Raw genomic sequence first — 18,266 nt, 5'->3', positions numbered from 1 at the left:
GCACACGCCCCCGGCGCACTCCCTCACCTTGATCGGCTACACCACGTCAAGGGACGCCATCTGCGCATGCGTCGTCCTTCCAAAGAGGGGGATCGAATGGAACGGAACGGGAAGCGATTGCATTCGCGCGGGTGCCCCTCTTCACTCCTGTTACTCCCTCACTTCCCGTCACTGGCAATGGACTTCTGGGGGTTCAGGGAGTCAAGAACAGTGACTTCCAGCCACGGCGATGACGGATGGCGTGCAACAACACGCTCAAGACCACCCAGCCACTCACCGCGCCGACCCTCCAACTGCGCATCGCCCAGAACACCGTCAGCCGGCAGCCGTCAACCCCTGACCACGGACGGCTTCACCGTCGCCGTGCAGGAGAGCGGCGTGCTGGTCTACCGCTGGGTCCTCAAGCGGGGCCGTATGGTGCCGCCCGGGCAGCACGCCTTCGCCGCCACGTGCCTTGTAGGTGAGCACCCGCAAGAAGTCCCCGACGCCACGCGAGCCGCGCTTGCCGAGCCATATCCCAGCTCAGAGTCATGATCAAAAGTCGCCGACATGTCCGTGCCGTACAAGGAGACGGCACGGGGTGGGCTCGCGGTGAACATCATCGAGTGCTGAGGGAGGCGGAGGTCGCGGCCCGGCCGGCACTCCCGGGTTGGGTGGCGGCGAGAGGCTGAACCGGCAATCACCTGTGGCGCGGGATCACTTGTGCAAAGGTGGGGAAGCAGCAACTCCTGTCCCCCCACCGGACTTCAGGGAGCACCCCATGCTGCGCGGCATAGACGTGAGCGCATACCAGTCCTCCACCTACGGCACGGACGGCCTCTCCTTCGTCTTCGTCAAGGCGACCGAGGGCCGTTCGTACATCAACCCCAAGCTCGCCGCGCAGACGGAGCGGGCCCGCGACGCCGGCTGTGTGGTCGGCTTCTACCACTTCCTCTGGCCCGGCAACCTGACCGCCCAGGCCGAGTACTTCCTCAGCAAGGCCTCGGCGAGGGCGAGCGCCGACATCCTCGCCGTCGACTGGGAGACGACGGGTGACGGCACCCACGCGTCGAACGCCGAGAAGGACACCTTCATCCGCAAGCTGAAGGAGCTGCGGCCGGAGAACCGGGTCGTCCTCTACTGCAACAGGAACTACTGGCTGAACGTCGATACGAGCTCCTACGCGGGCGACGGGCTGTGGATAGCCGACTATGTGACGGCCGGCGAGCCGCGTATCCAGGCGCCGTGGCGCTTCCACCAGTACACCGACGACCCGGTCGACACGAACGTCGGCGACTTCGCGACCAAGAAGGCACTGCAGGAGTGGGCAGCCTTCAACTGACGGGCACAACCGGCACAACCGGCACAACCTCTGCTCCTCGCACAGCCGCACACCTGGACCGGGGGCCATCCATGGCCGAGACGCACAGGCAGCCGTCGACCGGCCACCTTCTGGGAGGCCCTGGCGCCCGCGGACCGGGCCGCGGTGCTCCGGGGGGCGACCCGGGTGTCGCTGCCCGCCGACGAGCAGTTCCTGGCGCCGGGCGAGGACTCCGATCATCTGGTGGTGCTGCTGCGCGGCTGGGTCAAGGTCGTCGCCCAGTCCCGCGCCGGCTACCGCGCGCTGCTCACCCTGCGCGGTCCCGGTGAACTCCTCGGTGACCAGGCGGGGTTGGAGAGCCGGCGGTGCTCGGCCTCGCTCCATACGGTGACGACGGTCGACCTGCTGCACCTGCCGGCCGCCCGCTTCCAGGCACTGGCCCGCGCCAGCACCGGAGTGACCGCCGCGCTGGAGCAGACACTGTCCGGGCGGCTGCGCGAGGCCGACGTCAACCGCGCCTCGCGCGTCAACGCCGTACAGGCCCCGACCTGGCGGCGCTGACGGCTGCGTACCGGCGGGGCGGCGCCGGTGCCGGGAAAGCCTGCGCACCCGGCTGACGGTCCTGGCCGGGGCCCGCGACACGGCCTCCACCGCCTTCCGCACAGCGGCGTCGCCCTGGCCGGCCTGCGCGAGCGACCGGACGCGGGCCGCACTGGGCGCGATGGCCGTCCGCGAGGGCGGGGGTGACCGCCCCGAAGGTCCGGGCCCTGCGCGACGCCGCCCGCGGTCACACGGTCGTCGACCGGCAGGGCCGCACCCGCGAGGTCGAGGTCGGCGCGGGCGTCCTGAACACGTTCGTGGCCCGCGCTCTCGCGCGGACGTGAGAGGGCGCCCGCCGACGATCCGGCGGGCGCCCCGTCCACGCACCGATCAGCCCTACTTGTTCAGGTACGTCCAGAACTCGTCGAACGACAGGAGCCTGTCGCCGTCGAGGTCGCGGGAGGCGATGATGACCTCGGCCACGGACTCGGTGACGTTCCAGTCGCCCTGCTGTGCCAGGGCGGACTTGAACTCGGCGGCCGTGATGAGACCGTCACCGTTCGTGTCGATCCGCTCGAACTGCTTGCGTGCTTCCTCGATGTCCGCCACCGGGACCCGCCCCTTCATGTACGTACTACTGACGAGGTCAGATTAGCTGGCCAGGTGCGCGCGCAGCGCCGCGACCACCCAGGCGAACTCCTCCCGGTGCGCGGCAGGCGGTTCCTGGCCCTTCACCGCGAGCGGCAACTCGCGGTAGCGGGCGACTGTTTCGTTCGCCGGTGACTCCAGGCGCGCGAGTTCGCCGGCGGGGTCGGCGTCGTCCACCAGGTCCCGCAGGACCTCTGCGGCCTCCGGTTCGCCGGGAGCGACGCCCCGCGCACGGGCATCGGCCGCCAGTTTGATCATCCGCTGGGCGAACCACAGGGACGCGCCCTCCTCGGCATCGCGACCGCGGTCGGCGGCGTTGAACGCCACCGCCCGCATCCGCGCCGTGAACTCCAGGTCCTGCAACAGCTCGGCCAACTCCGCCCAGACGTCGTCCTGTTCGGGCGTCGGGTCGTCGGGCAGGTCGGCGGCGACGTTCCGCATCGGTCGTGGATCACCGGGTCCGCCGTGTCGAGGCCGTGGAACATCTCGTCCACGAACTCCTCAAGGATGCGTTTGCGTTCGGCGGCCGACAGCCGCGCCAGCCCGGGGGTCTGGGGGTATCCCCCAGAAAGCACAGCATGAGCGTCATCTCCGCCGCGGTCGAACCGCGTCTCGCCACGGACGACAGCACCGCACGGGTCACCCGCGGCGTCCGGATCTGCGTGTCCACCGCCGTCACATGCGTGGCGGCCACCTCCTCGACCGTCGTCTCCCCGGCCGGCACCGCGCGTACGTGGTCCAGGCCGAGGCCCGACTCGCGCAGGGTTCGGATCAGTTCGAGGCGGGCCACGGAGCCGGGGTCGTACAGCCGGTAACCGCCGGACAGCCGGGGCACGGGCGGCAGGGCGCCCCTGTCGGACCAGTAGCGGTTGGTCCGTAGGTCAGTCCGGTGGCCCGGGCCGGTTCGCCGATGGTGAGATGTCCGGTGCCGTCATACGGGGGGTCTGGAGGGCTTCCCACCAGATAGCGCAGCATGTTCGCGAGTCCGGGCCTTCCAGTGGGTGGAGACTCAAGAAGCCGGGAGGGGCACTGTGGGGGAAGCGCTGAAGGACATTCTCGACTCCGTGGCGCGGGGCGTCTTCCCGCCTCCCGACGGCCGGACGACCGTCGTGCCCCAGGCCTCCCACCGAGACGCCGGGGTCCTCGCCTTCACCGCGCACGCCGTCGTCTTCACGGATGAGGATCCCGAGTGGGTACGCCGGACCCTGGCCGGCGTCGACAGCGACGCGCTCTCCGCACCGATGAACCCGCGGTTCCTGGCCGCCCTCATGGACCGTACGGGCCGCTCGAACGAGACGATCGACCTCCTCGCGGTCGCCTCCCCGCTCCAGGGGGACCCGCCACTGACGCTGACGCCGGTCGACGACCCCGGGCATCACCGGATCGCCCGGGCCCACAAGCACCGCGACGACGTCCGGGTGTGGGCGGCCGACGGCGGGGTGCTCATCCTCGGGCGCGGGGTCGCGGGCCGGCTGGAGGCCGCGGTGGAGGTGACGGAGGCGGTACGGCACCGGGGGCTGGGGCGGGCCCTGGCGTCTGCCGCGCGGCAGCTGAGCGGTGGGGAGCCGGTGTGGGCGCAGTTGGCGCCGGGGAACGCCCGCAGTGTGCGGGCGTTCCAGGCGGCGGGGTTCGTGCCGGTGGGCGGGGAGGCGTTGCTCCTCGCCCCGTAGACGTCCCGGGTGGGCTCAGTGCCAGGCCTCGAAATGCGGGTTGCTCTGGCAGCCGCTCATGATCTCGACCTTGGTGGTCTTGTTCACCGGGCAGACGCCGATGATGTACTGCCGGTCGATACCGCCGGGGAAGGCGACCTCGACCTGGTCGGCCCATTTGTGGGTGTCGCCGATGGTCCTGTTCACGTCCACGCCGCCCGGGGCGTCGATGTAGTAGTTGTAACCCGACTTCCACCACGTCTTGTACAGGTCGTGGTCGTACGTCGTGGAGACGTACGGGGAGGGCTGGTTGACCAGGACGTACTTCTCGATGTCGTACTGCCCGTTGATGACGTCCCTGGGCTTGAGTCCCTCCGCGAAGACGATCTCCGGGCCGCGGCCGTCGCTGCGGTAGAGGGTGCCGCAGGTCTTGCGCCAGACCGGGTCGGGCGTGATGCGGTCGACGTCGACGCGGCGGTCGACGGCGGACTTGATGGGGTCGTCGAACTGGGGACAGACCGGGGCGGCGGCCCTGGCACCGGCCTTCGGAGCCGCCGCCGGGAGGGTGGCGGCCGAGGTCGCGAAGACGGCGGCCAGCGAGAGGGCGACGGCAGCGGTCCGCCGCCGCAGGCGAGTTGTGATCATGGGTGCACCATGTCGGGTCTGCGGCGGCGGGCCGGGGATCATCACTCGATCGGCGGCGTGTCACATGACGTGCCTCAGGTGCTTCAACTGCTCCCGGATCAGCGGAAGATGCCCGTGTGACCCAGTGAATAGCGGCCTGGCTGCGGGTAGACGGCGAGACCGTGCGGGCCGCTGCCCACCTTGACGCGGGCGAGCTGCTTCCCGGTCCGGGTGTCGATGGCGTACACCTCGTCGTCGTAACGGCCGGACAGCCAGAGAACCTTGCCGTCGGCGGAGACGCCGCCCATGTCGGGACTGCCGCCGTCGGGCAGCCGCCACTTCTTCGTGACCTCGCCCTTCTCGAAGTCGAAGACGGAGACGGTGCCCTCGCCCCGGTTGGAGACGTACATCTCGCGGGAGTCGCGGCTGACGTACAGCCCGTGGGTGCCCTTGCCGGTGGGCAGGAGGGTGGGCTCGGTGAATGTGTCGCCGTCCAGGACCCACATGCCGTCGGCCATCATGTCGGCGATGTAGAACCGCTTCCCGTCCGGCGAGATCTTGACGTCCTGCGGCATCGCGCCCTCGTGGGGCAGCTTCTGCTGCGCGACGACCTCCATCTTCTCGGTGTCGACCTTCAGCAGTTCGCCGCTGAACTCGCAGGACACGATGAAGTACCGGCCGTCGAGGGAGAAGTCGGCGTGGTTGACGCCGTAACAGCTGACCGGCACGGTCTTGGCGATCTTCATGGTGTGCGGGTCGCGGAAGACGAGCTCGCGGTCGAGGGAGGCCATGACGACGGCGTATCTGCCGTTGGGCGTGAAGTAGAGGTTGTACGGGTCGTGGACGTCGACCGCCTTGCCCGCCTTCCCGGTCCTCGGGTCGATGGGCGTGAGGGTGTGGCCGCGGTTGTTGTTGACCCAGAGGGTCTTCAAGTCCCATGAGGGAACGACGTGTTGGGGCTGGCGCCCGACGTGGATCGTCTCGACGATCTCGTACGTCTTCGGGTCGATGACGGAGACGGTGTCGGACTCGGTGTTGGGCACGTAGACGCGGGACGGGAAGTCCCGGACGACCGGGGAGAGTTTGTTCGGCCGGTCGGCCGCGTACACATCACGCGGGTGCAGGACGGGTGGCATCCCGGGCAGTCCCCGGACGACGGACTCGGCGGGGACGGCGGGTCTGGCGGGCTTGATCGTGCCGAGGGCCCGGTCCGGCTGGTCGCGGGCCTCGGTGCCGCAGCCGGCGAGTCCGGCGAGGACGGTGAGAGCGGCCCCCGAGACGAGGGCGCGGGTGATGGCGGTGGGAGGCATCAGGTCAGCAACTCCGTGGTCGTGACCGCGTGCAGGCCGCGGCGGTCGAGTTCGTGCAGGAGGCCGGGGAACGCGGCAACCGTGTCCGCGTATCCGAAGTGCAGGCTCACGATCGATCCGGCGCGGACGCCGGCCATGACGTTGCGTACGACGGCGGGGGCACCCGGCGAGGTGAAGTCGAGGGAGTCGACGTCGTACGACAGGACGTGCGGGTAGCCGGCCCGCTGGGCGAGCCGTTGGACGAGCGGGGTGGCACGGGCGGCCCGCGAGGGTCTGAACCAGGTGCCGATGGACCCGGTGAGCCCCTTCAGCCGCTCGGCGCACCCCCGGATCTCGGCGTCGGCGTCCGCCTCCGGCATGGCGTTGACGTCGAGGTGGCGGAGGGTGTGGTTGCCGAGTTCGTGACCGCCGTCGAGGACGCGGCGGGCGAGGCCGGGATGGGCGTCGAGCCAGGTGCCGACGGCGAACACGGTGACACGGGAGCCGTGCTTCTCGGCTGTGGAGAGCAGTGCGTGCGCGGTGGCGGGGTCGCCGTTGCCGTGGAAGGTGAGGGCGACTCGGGGGCGGTCGCGGGGGCCGTGGGGGATCTGGGCGGGGTAGTGGAGGAGGGGGGCGCGAGCGGGTGCGGGGGTGCGGGAGGTGGGTGCAGGGGAGGGGCCGGCGGGGTGAGGGGCGGCACCGCCGGTGGCGGTGCCGGGCGCGCACCCGGTGGTCAGCACCCCCGCGGCGACGATCCCGGCGCTCGCGCGCAGCACCGCCCGACGGTCGGTCGTGGTCACCCGCACCATTTAAGGGGGGTCGGTCCGGAAAACGGGGGATTAGCCCGATCGGCGGCCCGCCCATGCGGTCAGGCCCTCGCGGTCGACGCCGTCCTGCACGGAGGCGACACACAGCCGCAGCCGATGAGTGGCCCCCGCCCGGTCGTGGGACTCGCCTCGCACCCGGTCGCGCGCGCTCTACCGGTCGGCGACCCGCATCTCGAACCACGTCGTCTTCCCGCGCGGCAGCAGGTCGACCCCCCACCGGTCGGAGAGCTTGTCGACCAGCATCAGTCCCCGGCCGCTGATGTCCATCTCCTGAACCGGCATCAGACAAGGCAGCCCCCGCGAGGGGTCCCGGACCTCCACCCGGATCCATCCGCGGCGCCGGCGCATCCGCAGGCCGAAGACCCTCGCGCCGGTGTGGCGCACCGCGTTGCCGACCAGTTCGGAGACGAGCAGTACCGCGTCCTCCGTCATCTTGGGGGTCAGCCCCCAGTGGCGGAGGACGACGACCTGGGCGAGGCGGCGCGCGGTCGCGGCGGACTCGGGGCGGGACGGCAGCGGAACCTCGGCCTCCGTCGGGTCTCCGAACAACTCGAGCGCCTTGAGCGCCCGTTCGTCCTCCACCGCAGGCGACCACCGCGCCGCGGTCGCACGGCCGTGTCCCCGCGGCTGTTCCATGCCCTCCAGCCCCGCCATGCCCCCATCATGGCCGCCCGAGCCGTCCCGGGGGGCCGTTCCGCAGGAATACGCCCCCCGGAACGCGTCGTTCCGAATGACCCTTTCGGCATATGCCGACGGCATCCCATCGGCCCCCAAAGACTCTCCGACCTGCGACGGAAGCTGACTTTCGGGCAAGCGACAGGCCCCCTCGACACGACGGACTTAAGGTTGGCTTAAGGCTCCCATAAACCGCCCGATCGAGGGACCCGGATAAGACATCGCGTCAACTGCAAGTACTTTGTTCGACGGAACTCCACGGATCTCGGTGGAACTCGGCGGGAGTCAGAGGAACTTGGCCTTACCGGGGCCCTCCTCCACGAAGCTCCGCATCCCGATCTCCCGGTCCTCCGTGGCGAACAGGCCCGCGAACCAGTTCCGCTCGATCGCGAGCCCTGTCTCCAGGTCCGTCTCCAGACCCGCGTCGATCGACTCCTTCGCCGCGCGCAGTGCGATCGCCGGTCCCTGCGCGAGCTTCGCCGCCCACGCGTGCGCCTCCGTGTACACGTCGGCGGCCGGTACCACGCGGTCCACCAGGCCGAGTGACAGAGCTTCGTCGGCCTTGACCATCCGTCCGGTGAAGATCAGGTCCTTGGCCCTGGACGGGCCGATCAGCCGGGACAGCCGCTGCGTACCGCCCGCACCGGGGATCACTCCCAGCAGGATCTCCGGCTGACCGAGTTTCGCATTGTCGCCGGCGATGCGGTAGTCCGCGCAGAGCGCCAACTCACAGCCGCCGCCGAGCGCGTAGCCCGTCACCGCGGCGACGACGGGCTTGGGGATACGGGCGACGGCGCTGAAGGAGTCCTGCAGGTCCCTGGACCGGACGACCATCGCCGCGTGGTCCATGGCCCGCATCTCCTTGATGTCCGCGCCGGCCGCGAACACCTTCTCCCCGCCGTACACGACGACCGCCCGTACGTCCTCCCGGCGGGTGACCTCCTCCGCGAGCTCCTTGAGACGGTCCTGGGTGGCGACGTCCAGCGCGTTCATGGGCGGCCGGTCCAGCCGGATCGTGCCGACGCCTTCGGCGACTTCGAGATGCACAGTCATGGAGGCAGGTTAACGAACACTAACGACAACGGGCCCGGTGCTGTCGGTCACACCGGGCCCGCGGAACGCCGTAGCGAGGGAAAGAAGGAAAGAAGGAGAGGAGGAGGGAAGGAAGGAAGGGACTACGCCTTCCACTTCTCCCAGGACATGTTCCAGGCGTTGAGCCCGTTGTCCGGTTCGACGATCCGGTCGTTGGAGTTCTTCACGATCACCACGTCGCCGATCATCGACCGGTTGAAGAACCAGGCCGCGGCCACCCCGCTGTCGTAGCCGCCGCGCACGTCCCGCAGTCCGATGCAGCCATGGCTGGCGTTGTAGTTGCCGAAGGCGTCGCCGCCCCAGTAGTTGCCGTGGATGAAGGTGCCGGAGGTGGTCAGCCGCTGGGCGTGCGGGACGTCCTTGATGTCGTACTCGCCGCCGTAGCCGACCGTCTCGCCGTTCATCCGGGTCACTTCGAGGCGCTCGGTGATGACCATCTGGCCGTTCCAGGTCTCGTACCCGGGAGCGCCGGTGGTGACGGGGATGGTCTTGATGACCTTGCCGTCCCGTCGTACGACCATCTTCTTGGTCTTGACGTCGACCGTGGAGACCTGGCTGCGGCCGATGGTGAAGGAGACCTGCTTGGCCTGCTTGCCGTAGACACCGGGCCGTCCCTCGACGCCGTCGAGAGCGAGGGAGACGGTGACCTTCGTACCCGGCGCCCAGTACTTCTCCGGGCGGAAGTCGAGGCGGTCGTTGCCGAACCAGTGCCCCTCGACGTCGACGGGCGGCTCCGTCCTGACCGTGATGGCCTTCTCGACGTCCTCGGGGTGCGTGATGCCCCGGGTGAAGCGGACCGAGAACGGCATGCCCACGCCGACCTTCGAGCCGTCCTCGGGTGTGAACGTACCGACGAACGTGTTCTTCGGAGTGAGGGTGGTGAAGGAGGACTCCTCCGCCGCCGTGCGCCCCTCGGTGTCCTTCGCCACCACGTGCACCTTGTACGTGGTTGACGCGGTGAGATGCGTCGAGGGTGCCCACTTGGTGTCGCCGGCGGTCAGCGTGCCCGCGACCGCGTTGCCCTTGGAGTCCTCGACCTTGACCTCGGTCAGCCTGCCCTTGGCGGCGCTGACGCTGAGCGCGCCACTGGTGTCGACGGACTTCGCGCCGTCCTTGGGCGCGATGGTGACGACCGCCTGCGACTGCTGGCTCTGTGCGGTGGTGGAGTCCTTGGCCTTCGGCTTGGCGTCGTCGGACCCGGAGCCCGAGCCGCCACCCCCGCCGCACGCGGTGACGGCGACGAGCAGGACACCGGCGAGCAGTGCCAGTGGCCCTCTGCTGCCGCGTACGCCGTGTGTCCCGCTTGCCCGTACCCCGCCCCGCCGTGCCGCAGCCGAAGCCCCCGATATCGGTCGCGTGTTCAAGCTTTCTCCCCTCCCCGTGGCCTGACTCAGGCCCGCGTTCCCGGCGCGTCCCGCGCACCCCGGGCGCATATTAAGCACAAGGTCACGCCCCCCGGCGGCCCCAGAAGGTCACCATTCCGTCCCAACATCATCAGATTGTCGGACCCGACTGTTTACGTCACTCCGGTGACCGTTGCGCCGCTGATTCGCCGCTACTTCACGGCACTGCCGGCCGTCCACTGCTTCCAGCCCATGTTCCAGCCGCCGAGCCCGTTGTCGGGAGCCACCTTCTTGTCCTTGCTGTGGACGACCTCGATGACGTCCCCGACAAGACTCCGGTCGAAGAACCAGCCCGCCGGACTCGCCGAGCTGCCGCCCTTCACATCCCGCAGCCCGACGCAGCCGTGGCTGACGTTGGTCCTGCCGAAGACGTCGCCGCCCCAGTAGTTGCCGTGCAGGAAGGTGCCGGAGGTGGTCAGCCGCATCGCGTGCGGCACGTCCGGGATGTCGTACTCGCCCTTGCCGTCCTTCTTCGTGAAGCCGACCGTGGCACCGTTCATCCGGGTCAGCTCCAGCATCTCCATGACCACCATTTTCCCGTTGTACGTCGTGGTCTTCGGCGCCCCCGCCGTGATCGGCACCGTGGCGAGCAGGTCACCCTCGCGCCGCACCTCCATGGTGTGCGCGGCGGCGTCGACCAGCGAGACCTGGCTGCGGCCGACGGTGAAGGTGAACGTCTTCCGCTGGATCCCGTACACCCCCGGCGCCCCCTCGACGTCCCGCAGCGCCAGATCGACGGTGACCCTGGTGCCCGGCGCCCAGTACTTCTCGGGCCGGAAGTCGAGGCGCCCGTCGCCGAACCAGTGCGGCCGGATGTCGACGGCGGGCTCCGCGCTGACGCGGACGGCGCGTTCGACGGCCGCCCGGTTCCTGATCTCGCGGTTGAACTCCAGCGACACGATCATTCCGGTGCCGACGGTGGCGCGGTTCTCCGGGGTGACGTATCCGATGAACCGCTCATCGGGGACGTACGTGGTGAAGGTCGTGTGCCGCGCCGAACGGCGTCCGTGGGCGTCGAGCGCCACGACGTCGACCGTGTATCTGGCGGCCAGCGCGAGCCGCGCGTCGTCGGGCCGCCAGGACAGCCCGTCCTCGGAGATCCGCCCCGATACCTCCGACTCCTGCGCGTCCTGTGCCCTGACGACCTTCACCGACTCCAGGCGCCCACTGGGCACCCGTACGAGAAGGGGGTTGTCGGGGCGCACGGAACGGCTGCCGTCGTCGGGCGAGACGCGGATCACATCCTCCGGCGCCCGGGGTTTCCCGAACACCGAGTCCTCCCCGCGCACCCCCTCCGACGTGCAGCCGGCGACTCCGGCCAGCAGTCCTGCCCATGTCAGTACGGCGACCAGTCCGGCCCTCGCGCGCCCAGCGCGCCCTTGTACGTGCCTCACACCGCACCCAACGACGCGGCCCGCCCCGGGGAAACGTGAGTGCGAGCCACGCGCTGGGCAGAACAGGGGGAAGAAACGACGCGAAGAACAACGCAACAGGGCGCCGCGGCCGGGACGCCGCACACTTGTTCAAGCTGTGCTCGCTTCGTTTTACTCGTTTCACTCGTCCCACGAGTCGCGGGAGGCGGAGAGGTGTCCAGCGCAGCTGAGCAGAAGGCGGTCGCGAAAGAGCGCGCCGTCGAGGAGAGGCGCCCCGAAGCCGTGTTGCACGACACCGATCTCGACACCGGTACGCCTACCGGCACCGACGGCGCACCGAACGGCGCGCCGCGCGCCGCGCTGCCCGCCGTGCCCGTGTGGCCGGGGACGCCGATGCCACTGGGCGCACGTTTCCGCACGGGCCCGGACGGGGTGTCGGGCACCAACTTCGCGTTGTGGGCGGGCGGGGCGGAGGCGGTGGAGCTGTGCCTGTTCGGGGAGGCGGGCGGCGGGGAGGTGGAGACCCGCGTCCCCCTCACCGAACTGACGCACGAGATCTGGCACGGTTTCGTGCCCGGGGTCATGCCGGGCCAGCGGTACGGCTACCGCGTGCACGGCCGCTGGGACCCGTGGACCGGCGCCCGCTGGAACCCGGCCAAGCTGCTCCTGGACCCGTACGCGCGTGCGGTGGACGGCGATTTCGATCTGCCCCCCGAGGTGTACGGCCACGTCCGCGACTGGCCGCAGCAGCAGGTCGCGGACACCGTGCGCGACGACCGCGACTCGGCGCCGTACGTCCCGAAGGGTGTCGTCGTCCACGACGACACCCCCGACGACGAGTGGGCGGACGACCGCCGCCCGAAAACCCCGTGGGCGGACTCGGTGATCTACGAGGTCCACGTCAAGGGCTTCACCAAGCTGCACCCGGGCATCCCGGAGGAACTGCGGGGCACGTACGCGGGCCTGGCCCACCCGGCGGCGATAGAACACCTGACGAACCTGGGCGTGACGGCGGTCGAGCTGCTGCCGGTGCACCAGTTCGCGCACGAGGACCACCTGCTGCGCCGGGGCATGAAGAACTACTGGGGCTACAACTCGATCGGCTACTTCGCCCCGCACGCCGGGTACGCGGCGACGGGTACGGCTGGCCAGCAGGTCGGCGAGTTCAAGCGCATGGTGCGCGCACTGCACGAGGCGGGCATCGAGGTCATCCTCGACGTGGTCTACAACCACACCGCCGAGGCGGACGAGCACGGCCCGACGCTGTCCCTGCGGGGCATGGACAACAGGGGGTACTACCGGCTGCAGAGCGACGCACGCCGCTACACGGACTACACGGGCTGCGGAAACACGCTCCACGTGGTCCAGCCGCACGTCCTGCGCCTGATCACGGACTCGTTGCGGTACTGGGTGACGGAGATGGGGGTGGACGGCTTCCGCTTCGACCTGGCGGCGGCCCTGGCCCGCTCGATGCACGACGTCGACATGCTCTCCCCCTTCCTCGCGGTGATCGCCCAGGACCCGGTACTGCGCCGGGTGAAACTGATCGCCGAGCCGTGGGACGTCGGCTCCGGGGGCTACCAGGTGGGCGCGTTCCCCCCGCTGTGGACGGAGTGGAACGACCGCTATCGCGACGCGGTGCGCGACTTCTGGCGGGGCGCGCTGCCGGACGTACGGGATCTCGGCTACCGCCTGTCGGGGTCGAGCGACCTGTACGCGTGGGGCGGTCGCAGGCCCTACGCCTCGGTCAACTTCGTCACGGCGCACGACGGTTTCACGCTGCGGGACATGGTGTCGTACGAGCGCAAGCACAACGAGGCCAACGGGGAGGGGAACCGGGACGGCACGAACGACAACCGCGCCTGGAACTGCGGTGTGGAGGGGGAGACGGACGACGAGCACGTACGGGCCCTGCGGCGCCGCCAGTTGCGGAATCTCCTGACAACCCTGCTGCTGTCGACGGGCGTTCCGATGCTGGTGGCGGGCGACGAACTGGGGCGCACCCAGGGGGGCAACAACAACGCGTACTGCCAGGACAACGAGATCAGCTGGGTGGACTGGAGCCTGCTGGAGGATCCGGGCTGGCGTGCGCTGACCGAACTCACGGCCCGCCTCATCGAGTTGCGGCACCAGCACCCCGTGCTGCGCCGACGCGCGTTCTTCTCCGGCCGCGCCCATTCGGCCGACGGACTGAGGGACCTGGCCTGGTTCACCGCCCGGGGCGCGGAGATGACGGAGGGGGACTGGTACGCGCCGACGGAGACGCTCGGCATGTACCTCTCGGGCCGCGACATCCCCGGCCGGGACGCCCGGGGCGTACCGATCACCGACGACAGTTTCCTGGTGATCCTCCACACGGGCGACGGCCCGACCGGCTTCGCGCTGCCGGGGGCCCCCTGGGCGCAGCGGTACGAGGTCGTCGTCGACACGTCGCGGGAGGAGCAGGGGGAGGCGCCGGGGGTGGGGTACCGGGCGGGAGAGGAGATCGGTGTGCCGGGGCGGGCCGTTCTGCTGTTGCGGGTGGTCAACACGCAGGTCGTAGGACCTTCGCATGACCCGAACCGGGCCAAAACTCGGTAGGCACTGTCAGTGGTGGTCCGTAGGCTCGGATCGATGTCCACGACACGTGCAACCGCAAAGGACCCCGAGGTCCCCACCGGCCGTTCCGCCGTGCGCACGCTGCTGCGCCTGTGGCCCTATGTGCGGCCGGTGCGGGCACGGCTGTTCACCGCCGCCTTCGTAGCCGTCCTCGCGTCGTGCATGGGGCTGGTGATCCCGCTCGTCCTGAAGTGGCTGGTGGACGGGCCGATCGCCGACCGGGACTCCCGCGGTGTGTGGGTCGGGGCGCTGTGGCTGCTGTTGCTCGGGCTCGGGGAGGCGCTGCTGTTCGGGCTGCGCCGGTGGCTGGTGGCCCGGCCGCTGGCCGGGGTCGAGGCGGCGATGCGGGCGGCTCTGTACCGGCGGCTCCAGCGGCTGCCGGTCGCCTTCCACGACCGGTGGCCGTCCGGGCAGTTGCTGTCCCGGGCGACGTCGGACCTGATGCTGCTGCGGATGTTCCTCGCCTTCCCGCTGACGTTCCTGTTCGTCAACGCGGTGACGATCCTGGTCGGCGTGATCATCATGCTGATCCAGGACTGGTCACTGGGGCTGGTGATCCTGGGGCCCGCCGTCCCCGTCCTGGTCGTGTGCATCGTCTTCGAGCGGCGTTACCACCTCGTGGCCCGGCGCGCACAGGACCAGGTGGGCGATCTGACGACGGTCGTCGAGGAGAGCGTGCTCGGCATCCGGATCATCAAGGGGTTCGGGCGGCACCGGAGTCAGGCACGGGCGTTCCGTGAGCTGTCGGGGACGTTGCGCGGGACCGAGTTGCACAAGGCCCGGCTGCTGTCGGCGATCTGGGCGGTGATCGTCACCCTGCCGGAGCTGGCGATCGGGGCTGCGCTCGTGCTGGGGACCGTGCAGGTCGCCGACGGCGATCTGTCGGCCGGCACGCTCGTCGCCTTCCTGTCCACGGCTCTCGCCCTGCGCTGGCCCGTCGACTCCATCGGCTTCCTGCTCGCGATGAGCCAGGACGCGGCAACCGCCACGGAGCGGTACTTCGAGGTGATGGACGAGGATCCGGAGGGCGTGGGGCAGGTTGTTTCCGGTGCCGGTTCCCCTTCGGGGGCCGCCGGTTCATTTCCGGGCTCCGCCGGTTCCCCTACGGGGGCCGCCGACCCGCCATCCGGTTCCGCCACCGGCTCCGATACCGCGAGCTCCGTTTCCGGATCCGCCGGTCCCCTTCTCGGTGCCACCGGTTCCGGTTCCGTCGTCTCCGGCGCCGACGGCGACCGGGGACTCCGCTTCCACGGTGTGTCCTTCCGGTATCCCGACGCCCCCGCGGACTCCCCGCCCGTCCTCGACCGCGTCGACCTCCACATCCGTTCCGGCGAGTCCATGGCCCTGGTCGGCACGACCGGCAGCGGCAAGACCACGCTCACGGCGCTCGTCCCCCGGCTGCACGAGGTGACCTCGGGGCGCATCACCCTCGACGGGCACGACATCTCCGTCCTGCCCAGGGAGGAGCTGCGGGCCCTGGTGGCCGTGGCCTTCGAGGAACCCACCCTCTTCTCGGCGAGCGTCGGCGCCAACGTCCTCATGGGGGCCGGGGACTCCGCGGGCGAGGACGAGTTGCGTCACGCGCTCTCCGTGGCGCAGGCCGATTTCGTGCACTCGCTTCCGCAGGGCACGGACACCCAGGTCGGCGAGCAGGGCCTCAGCCTCTCCGGCGGCCAGCGGCAGCGGCTCGCGCTGGCCCGGGCGGTCGTGGGCAGACCCCGTTTCCTCGTCCTCGACGACCCGCTGTCCGCGCTGGACGTGCACACGGAGGCCGCCGTCGAGGCCGCGCTGCGCCGGGTCCTCGCCGACACCACGGCCCTGATCGTGGCGCACCGCCCGTCCACGGTCCTGCTCGCCGACCGCGTCGCCCTCCTGTCCGGCGGCCGGATCACCGCCGTGGGCACGCATCACGAACTCCTGCGGACGAACGCCGAGTACGCCTGGCTGATGGCCGGCGCGGACGAGGAGACCGACCGCGACGACGACACCCCCCACGGCACCGACAGCTTCGAGGAGGCCGCCCGATGACGGCGCCCACGACCACCGCGCCGACCCCCGACGACGAACAGCCCCCAGGACCGGACACCGAACCGACGGCCAGGCCGGACACCGAGCTGACCGCCGAGCCGGATGCCGGACCGGGCACCAGGCTGGGCACCGACCCGAACACCGGACACGACGCCACGCCGAACGCCGCGCCGCACACCGACCCGGACTCCAAGCCGGACACCGGACGAGGCACCAGGCTGGAGACCGACCCGAACACCGGACACGACGCCACGCCAGACGCCGGACCGAACGCCAAGCCGAACGCCAAGCCAGACGCCGCGCCGCACGCCGAGCCGGACACCGGACCAGGCGCCAGGCTGGGGACCGACCCGGACACCGCGCCGGACGCCAAAGCCGCCCCCGCCGCTCCCCTGCCCTCCGCCCCCGGCGACCCCTTCGACCAGGACGACCTGCCCACCCCCAAGGGCGCCACCGCCAACCTGCTCCGGTCCCTCCTCGCCCCGATGAAGGGCCGTGTCGCCCTCACCACCGTGGTCCTGCTGCTCCAGCAGGCGGCCGTCCAGACCGGCCCGCTGCTGGTCGCGTACGCCATCGACCGTGCCGTACCGGCCTTCCGCGACCACGACAACGGGCCGCTCGTCGCCGTCGGCATCGGCTATCTGCTCTGCGCGCTGGCCTCGGGCGCGCTGCAGTACTGGTTCGTCTCCGCCGCCGCCCGGGTCAGCCAGGACGCGCTGCTCGATCTGCGCGGGCGTATCTTCCGGCACGCGCAGGCGCTCAGCCTCGACTTCCATGAGCGCTACACCTCGGGCCGGTTGATCTCGCGTTCCACGGCGGACGTCGAGTCGCTGCGCGAGCTGCTGAACGACGGCCTCCAGGAACTCGTCACCATCGCGCTGTCGTTCGCCTACATCTCGGCCATCCTGCTCTGGCTGGATCTCAGCCTCGGCGCGCTCGCCATCGCCTCCTTCGTGCCGCTCTACGGCCTCGTCCGGCTCTACCGGCGCCGGGCCGGCCGTGTGTACGCGCTGCGGTCCACCGCGGTCGCCGCCGTCATCGTCAAGTTCGTCGAGACGATGAACGGCATCCGGCCGGTGCGCGCGTTCCGCCGTGAGGCCGCCAACGACGCGGAGTTCGAGACCCTCAACCGGGACCACGAGCGGAAGAACGGCGACGCGCTCCTGGAGATGGCCCGTTACGTCGTCGGCTCCCGGGTCGTCGCCAACTCCGCTGTCGCGGCGATGGTGTTGTGGGGTGCCCACCGGGTCGCGGACGGCTCACTCGAGCTGGGTGTGCTGGCCGCCGCCGTGCTCTATCTGCGCCGGTTGTACGACCCCATCGACCGACTCGGTATGTTCCTCAACTCCTACCAGTCGGCCACCGCCTCCCTGGAGAAGATCTCCGGGCTGCTCGCCCAGACGCCCTCGGTCCCGGAGCCGTCGGCTCCGGTGGAGCTTCCGGTACTCGAGTCCGAGCATCCGGGTCGCGAGGTCGTCTTCGACGGGGTCCGGTTCGCCTACCGCACCGGCGGCGAGGTCCTCCCCCGCTTCGGCCTCACTATCCCCGCCGGGCAGACCGTCGCGGTCGTCGGCTCGACCGGCGCCGGCAAGTCCACCCTGGCCAAGCTGCTCGCCCGCTTCTACGACCCCACCGAGGGGCACGTCCGCCTCGACGGCGTCGATCTGCGCGACCTGTCGGGCGCCGACCTGCGGCGCGGGGTCGTGATGGTGACGCAGGAGGCCTTCCTGTTCTCCGGCAGCGTCGCCGACAACATCGCCATCGGCTCCCCCGACGCTCCGCGTGAGGAGGTCGAGCGCGCGGCCAAGGCGATCGGCGCCCACGACTTCATCACCGCCCTGCCCGAGGGCTACGACACGGACGTACGTAAACGGGGTGGCCGTATCTCCGCCGGGCAGCGCCAACTGGTCGCGTTCGCGCGGGCGTTGCTCGCCGATCCGGCGGTGCTGATCCTCGACGAGGCGACCAGTTCGCTCGACATCCCGGGTGAACGGGCCGTGCAGCGCGCGATGTCGACGGTCCTGAAGGGCCGTACGGCCGTCGTGATCGCCCACCGGCTGTCGACCGTCGAGATCGCCGACCGGGTGCTGGTGATGGAGCACGGGCGGGTCGTCGAGGACGGATCCCCGGCCGAACTCATCGCCGGTACGGGCCGGTTCGCGGATCTGCACCGGGCCTGGCGGGACAGCCTGGTGTGAGTTCGCGAGCGCGTGAACTTGC

At 70.4% G+C, this 18,266-nt stretch carries 15 protein-coding genes and 1 pseudogene; 7 read left to right on the top strand and 9 right to left on the bottom strand.

The annotated features are described in order from the left end of the window. Nucleotides 1–760: 760 nt before the first annotated feature. From IEY89_RS37705 to IEY89_RS37695, 3 genes are all read left to right on the top strand, one after another. On the top strand, nucleotides 761–1,321 hold the full coding sequence (locus IEY89_RS37705) for a glycoside hydrolase family 25 protein (protein ID WP_189152047.1): 561 nt from the start codon (nucleotides 761–763) through the stop codon (nucleotides 1,319–1,321). Nucleotides 1,322–1,486: 165 nt separating this feature from the next. Next, a complete protein-coding gene (locus IEY89_RS37700) occupies nucleotides 1,487–1,861 on the top strand; it encodes a Crp/Fnr family transcriptional regulator (protein WP_189152046.1) in 375 nt (124 codons plus the stop codon). Nucleotides 1,862–2,043: 182 nt separating this feature from the next. Further along, on the top strand, nucleotides 2,044–2,184 hold the full coding sequence (locus IEY89_RS37695) for a hypothetical protein (RefSeq protein WP_189152045.1): 141 nt from the start codon (nucleotides 2,044–2,046) through the stop codon (nucleotides 2,182–2,184). A gap of 52 nt (nucleotides 2,185–2,236) precedes the next feature. On the opposite strand, the gene IEY89_RS37690 is transcribed toward IEY89_RS37695, so the two are convergent. Further along, nucleotides 2,237–2,449: an EF-hand domain-containing protein gene (locus IEY89_RS37690; RefSeq protein WP_189152052.1), complete on the bottom strand. Its 213-nt coding sequence runs from the start codon at nucleotides 2,447–2,449 to the stop codon at nucleotides 2,237–2,239. Nucleotides 2,450–2,491: 42 nt separating this feature from the next. Next, nucleotides 2,492–3,463 (bottom strand): annotated as a pseudogene (locus IEY89_RS37685) (helix-turn-helix domain-containing protein). Between the two features lie 56 nt (nucleotides 3,464–3,519). On the opposite strand from IEY89_RS37685, the gene IEY89_RS37680 reads away from it, so the two are divergent. Then, complete coding sequence (locus IEY89_RS37680) at nucleotides 3,520–4,158, top strand: GNAT family N-acetyltransferase (RefSeq protein ID WP_189152044.1); 639 nt, start codon at nucleotides 3,520–3,522, stop codon at nucleotides 4,156–4,158. Nucleotides 4,159–4,173: 15 nt separating this feature from the next. Here IEY89_RS37680 and IEY89_RS37675 read toward each other — a convergent pair whose 3' ends face one another. From IEY89_RS37675 to IEY89_RS37645, 7 genes are all read right to left on the bottom strand, one after another. Next, the gene (locus tag IEY89_RS37675) at nucleotides 4,174–4,782 is read right to left on the bottom strand and encodes an ADP-ribosyltransferase (protein ID WP_189152043.1); all 609 of its coding nucleotides are present in this window, start codon (nucleotides 4,780–4,782) and stop codon (nucleotides 4,174–4,176) included. A 98-nt stretch (nucleotides 4,783–4,880) separates the two neighbouring features. Further along, complete coding sequence (locus tag IEY89_RS37670) at nucleotides 4,881–6,071, bottom strand: YncE family protein (protein ID WP_189152042.1); 1,191 nt, start codon at nucleotides 6,069–6,071, stop codon at nucleotides 4,881–4,883. Continuing rightward, the gene (locus tag IEY89_RS37665; protein WP_189152041.1) at nucleotides 6,071–6,859 is read right to left on the bottom strand and encodes a polysaccharide deacetylase family protein; all 789 of its coding nucleotides are present in this window, start codon (nucleotides 6,857–6,859) and stop codon (nucleotides 6,071–6,073) included. Before IEY89_RS37665 ends, IEY89_RS37670 begins: the two co-directional genes overlap by 1 nt. A gap of 168 nt (nucleotides 6,860–7,027) precedes the next feature. Further along, the gene (locus IEY89_RS37660) at nucleotides 7,028–7,531 is read right to left on the bottom strand and encodes an ATP-binding protein (protein WP_189152040.1); all 504 of its coding nucleotides are present in this window, start codon (nucleotides 7,529–7,531) and stop codon (nucleotides 7,028–7,030) included. A 306-nt stretch (nucleotides 7,532–7,837) separates the two neighbouring features. Continuing rightward, nucleotides 7,838–8,605 carry an enoyl-CoA hydratase/isomerase family protein gene (locus tag IEY89_RS37655; protein WP_189152039.1) on the bottom strand — a complete coding sequence of 256 codons (768 nt, stop codon included), beginning with the start codon at nucleotides 8,603–8,605 and terminating at the stop codon, nucleotides 7,838–7,840. Between the two features lie 122 nt (nucleotides 8,606–8,727). Continuing rightward, entirely contained in the window at nucleotides 8,728–10,008 is a 1,281-nt protein-coding gene (locus IEY89_RS37650) for a L,D-transpeptidase (protein WP_229695660.1), read from the bottom strand. A gap of 191 nt (nucleotides 10,009–10,199) precedes the next feature. Further along, the gene (locus tag IEY89_RS37645; protein ID WP_189152038.1) at nucleotides 10,200–11,441 is read right to left on the bottom strand and encodes a L,D-transpeptidase; all 1,242 of its coding nucleotides are present in this window, start codon (nucleotides 11,439–11,441) and stop codon (nucleotides 10,200–10,202) included. Nucleotides 11,442–11,633: 192 nt separating this feature from the next. Between IEY89_RS37645 and glgX the strand changes: the two genes are divergently transcribed. The 3 genes from glgX to IEY89_RS37630 are packed head-to-tail and all read left to right on the top strand — an operon-like array spanning nucleotide 11,634 to nucleotide 18,244. Next, complete coding sequence (glgX, locus tag IEY89_RS37640; RefSeq protein WP_189152037.1) at nucleotides 11,634–14,000, top strand: glycogen debranching protein GlgX; 2,367 nt, start codon at nucleotides 11,634–11,636, stop codon at nucleotides 13,998–14,000. 33 nt (nucleotides 14,001–14,033) lie between these two features. After that, a complete protein-coding gene (locus IEY89_RS37635) occupies nucleotides 14,034–16,046 on the top strand; it encodes an ABC transporter ATP-binding protein (RefSeq protein ID WP_189152036.1) in 2,013 nt (670 codons plus the stop codon). After that, a complete protein-coding gene (locus IEY89_RS37630; protein ID WP_229695659.1) occupies nucleotides 16,043–18,244 on the top strand; it encodes an ABC transporter ATP-binding protein in 2,202 nt (733 codons plus the stop codon). Before IEY89_RS37635 ends, IEY89_RS37630 begins: the two co-directional genes overlap by 4 nt. The last annotated feature ends 22 nt before the right edge of the window (nucleotides 18,245–18,266 follow it).

The organism is Streptomyces lacrimifluminis, from assembly GCF_014646095.1.
In the GTDB taxonomy this organism is placed as follows: Bacteria; Actinomycetota; Actinomycetes; order Streptomycetales; family Streptomycetaceae; genus Streptomyces; species Streptomyces lacrimifluminis.
Note: the sequence above shows the minus strand (reverse complement) of the source record. Positions and strands in the feature narration are given on the sequence as shown.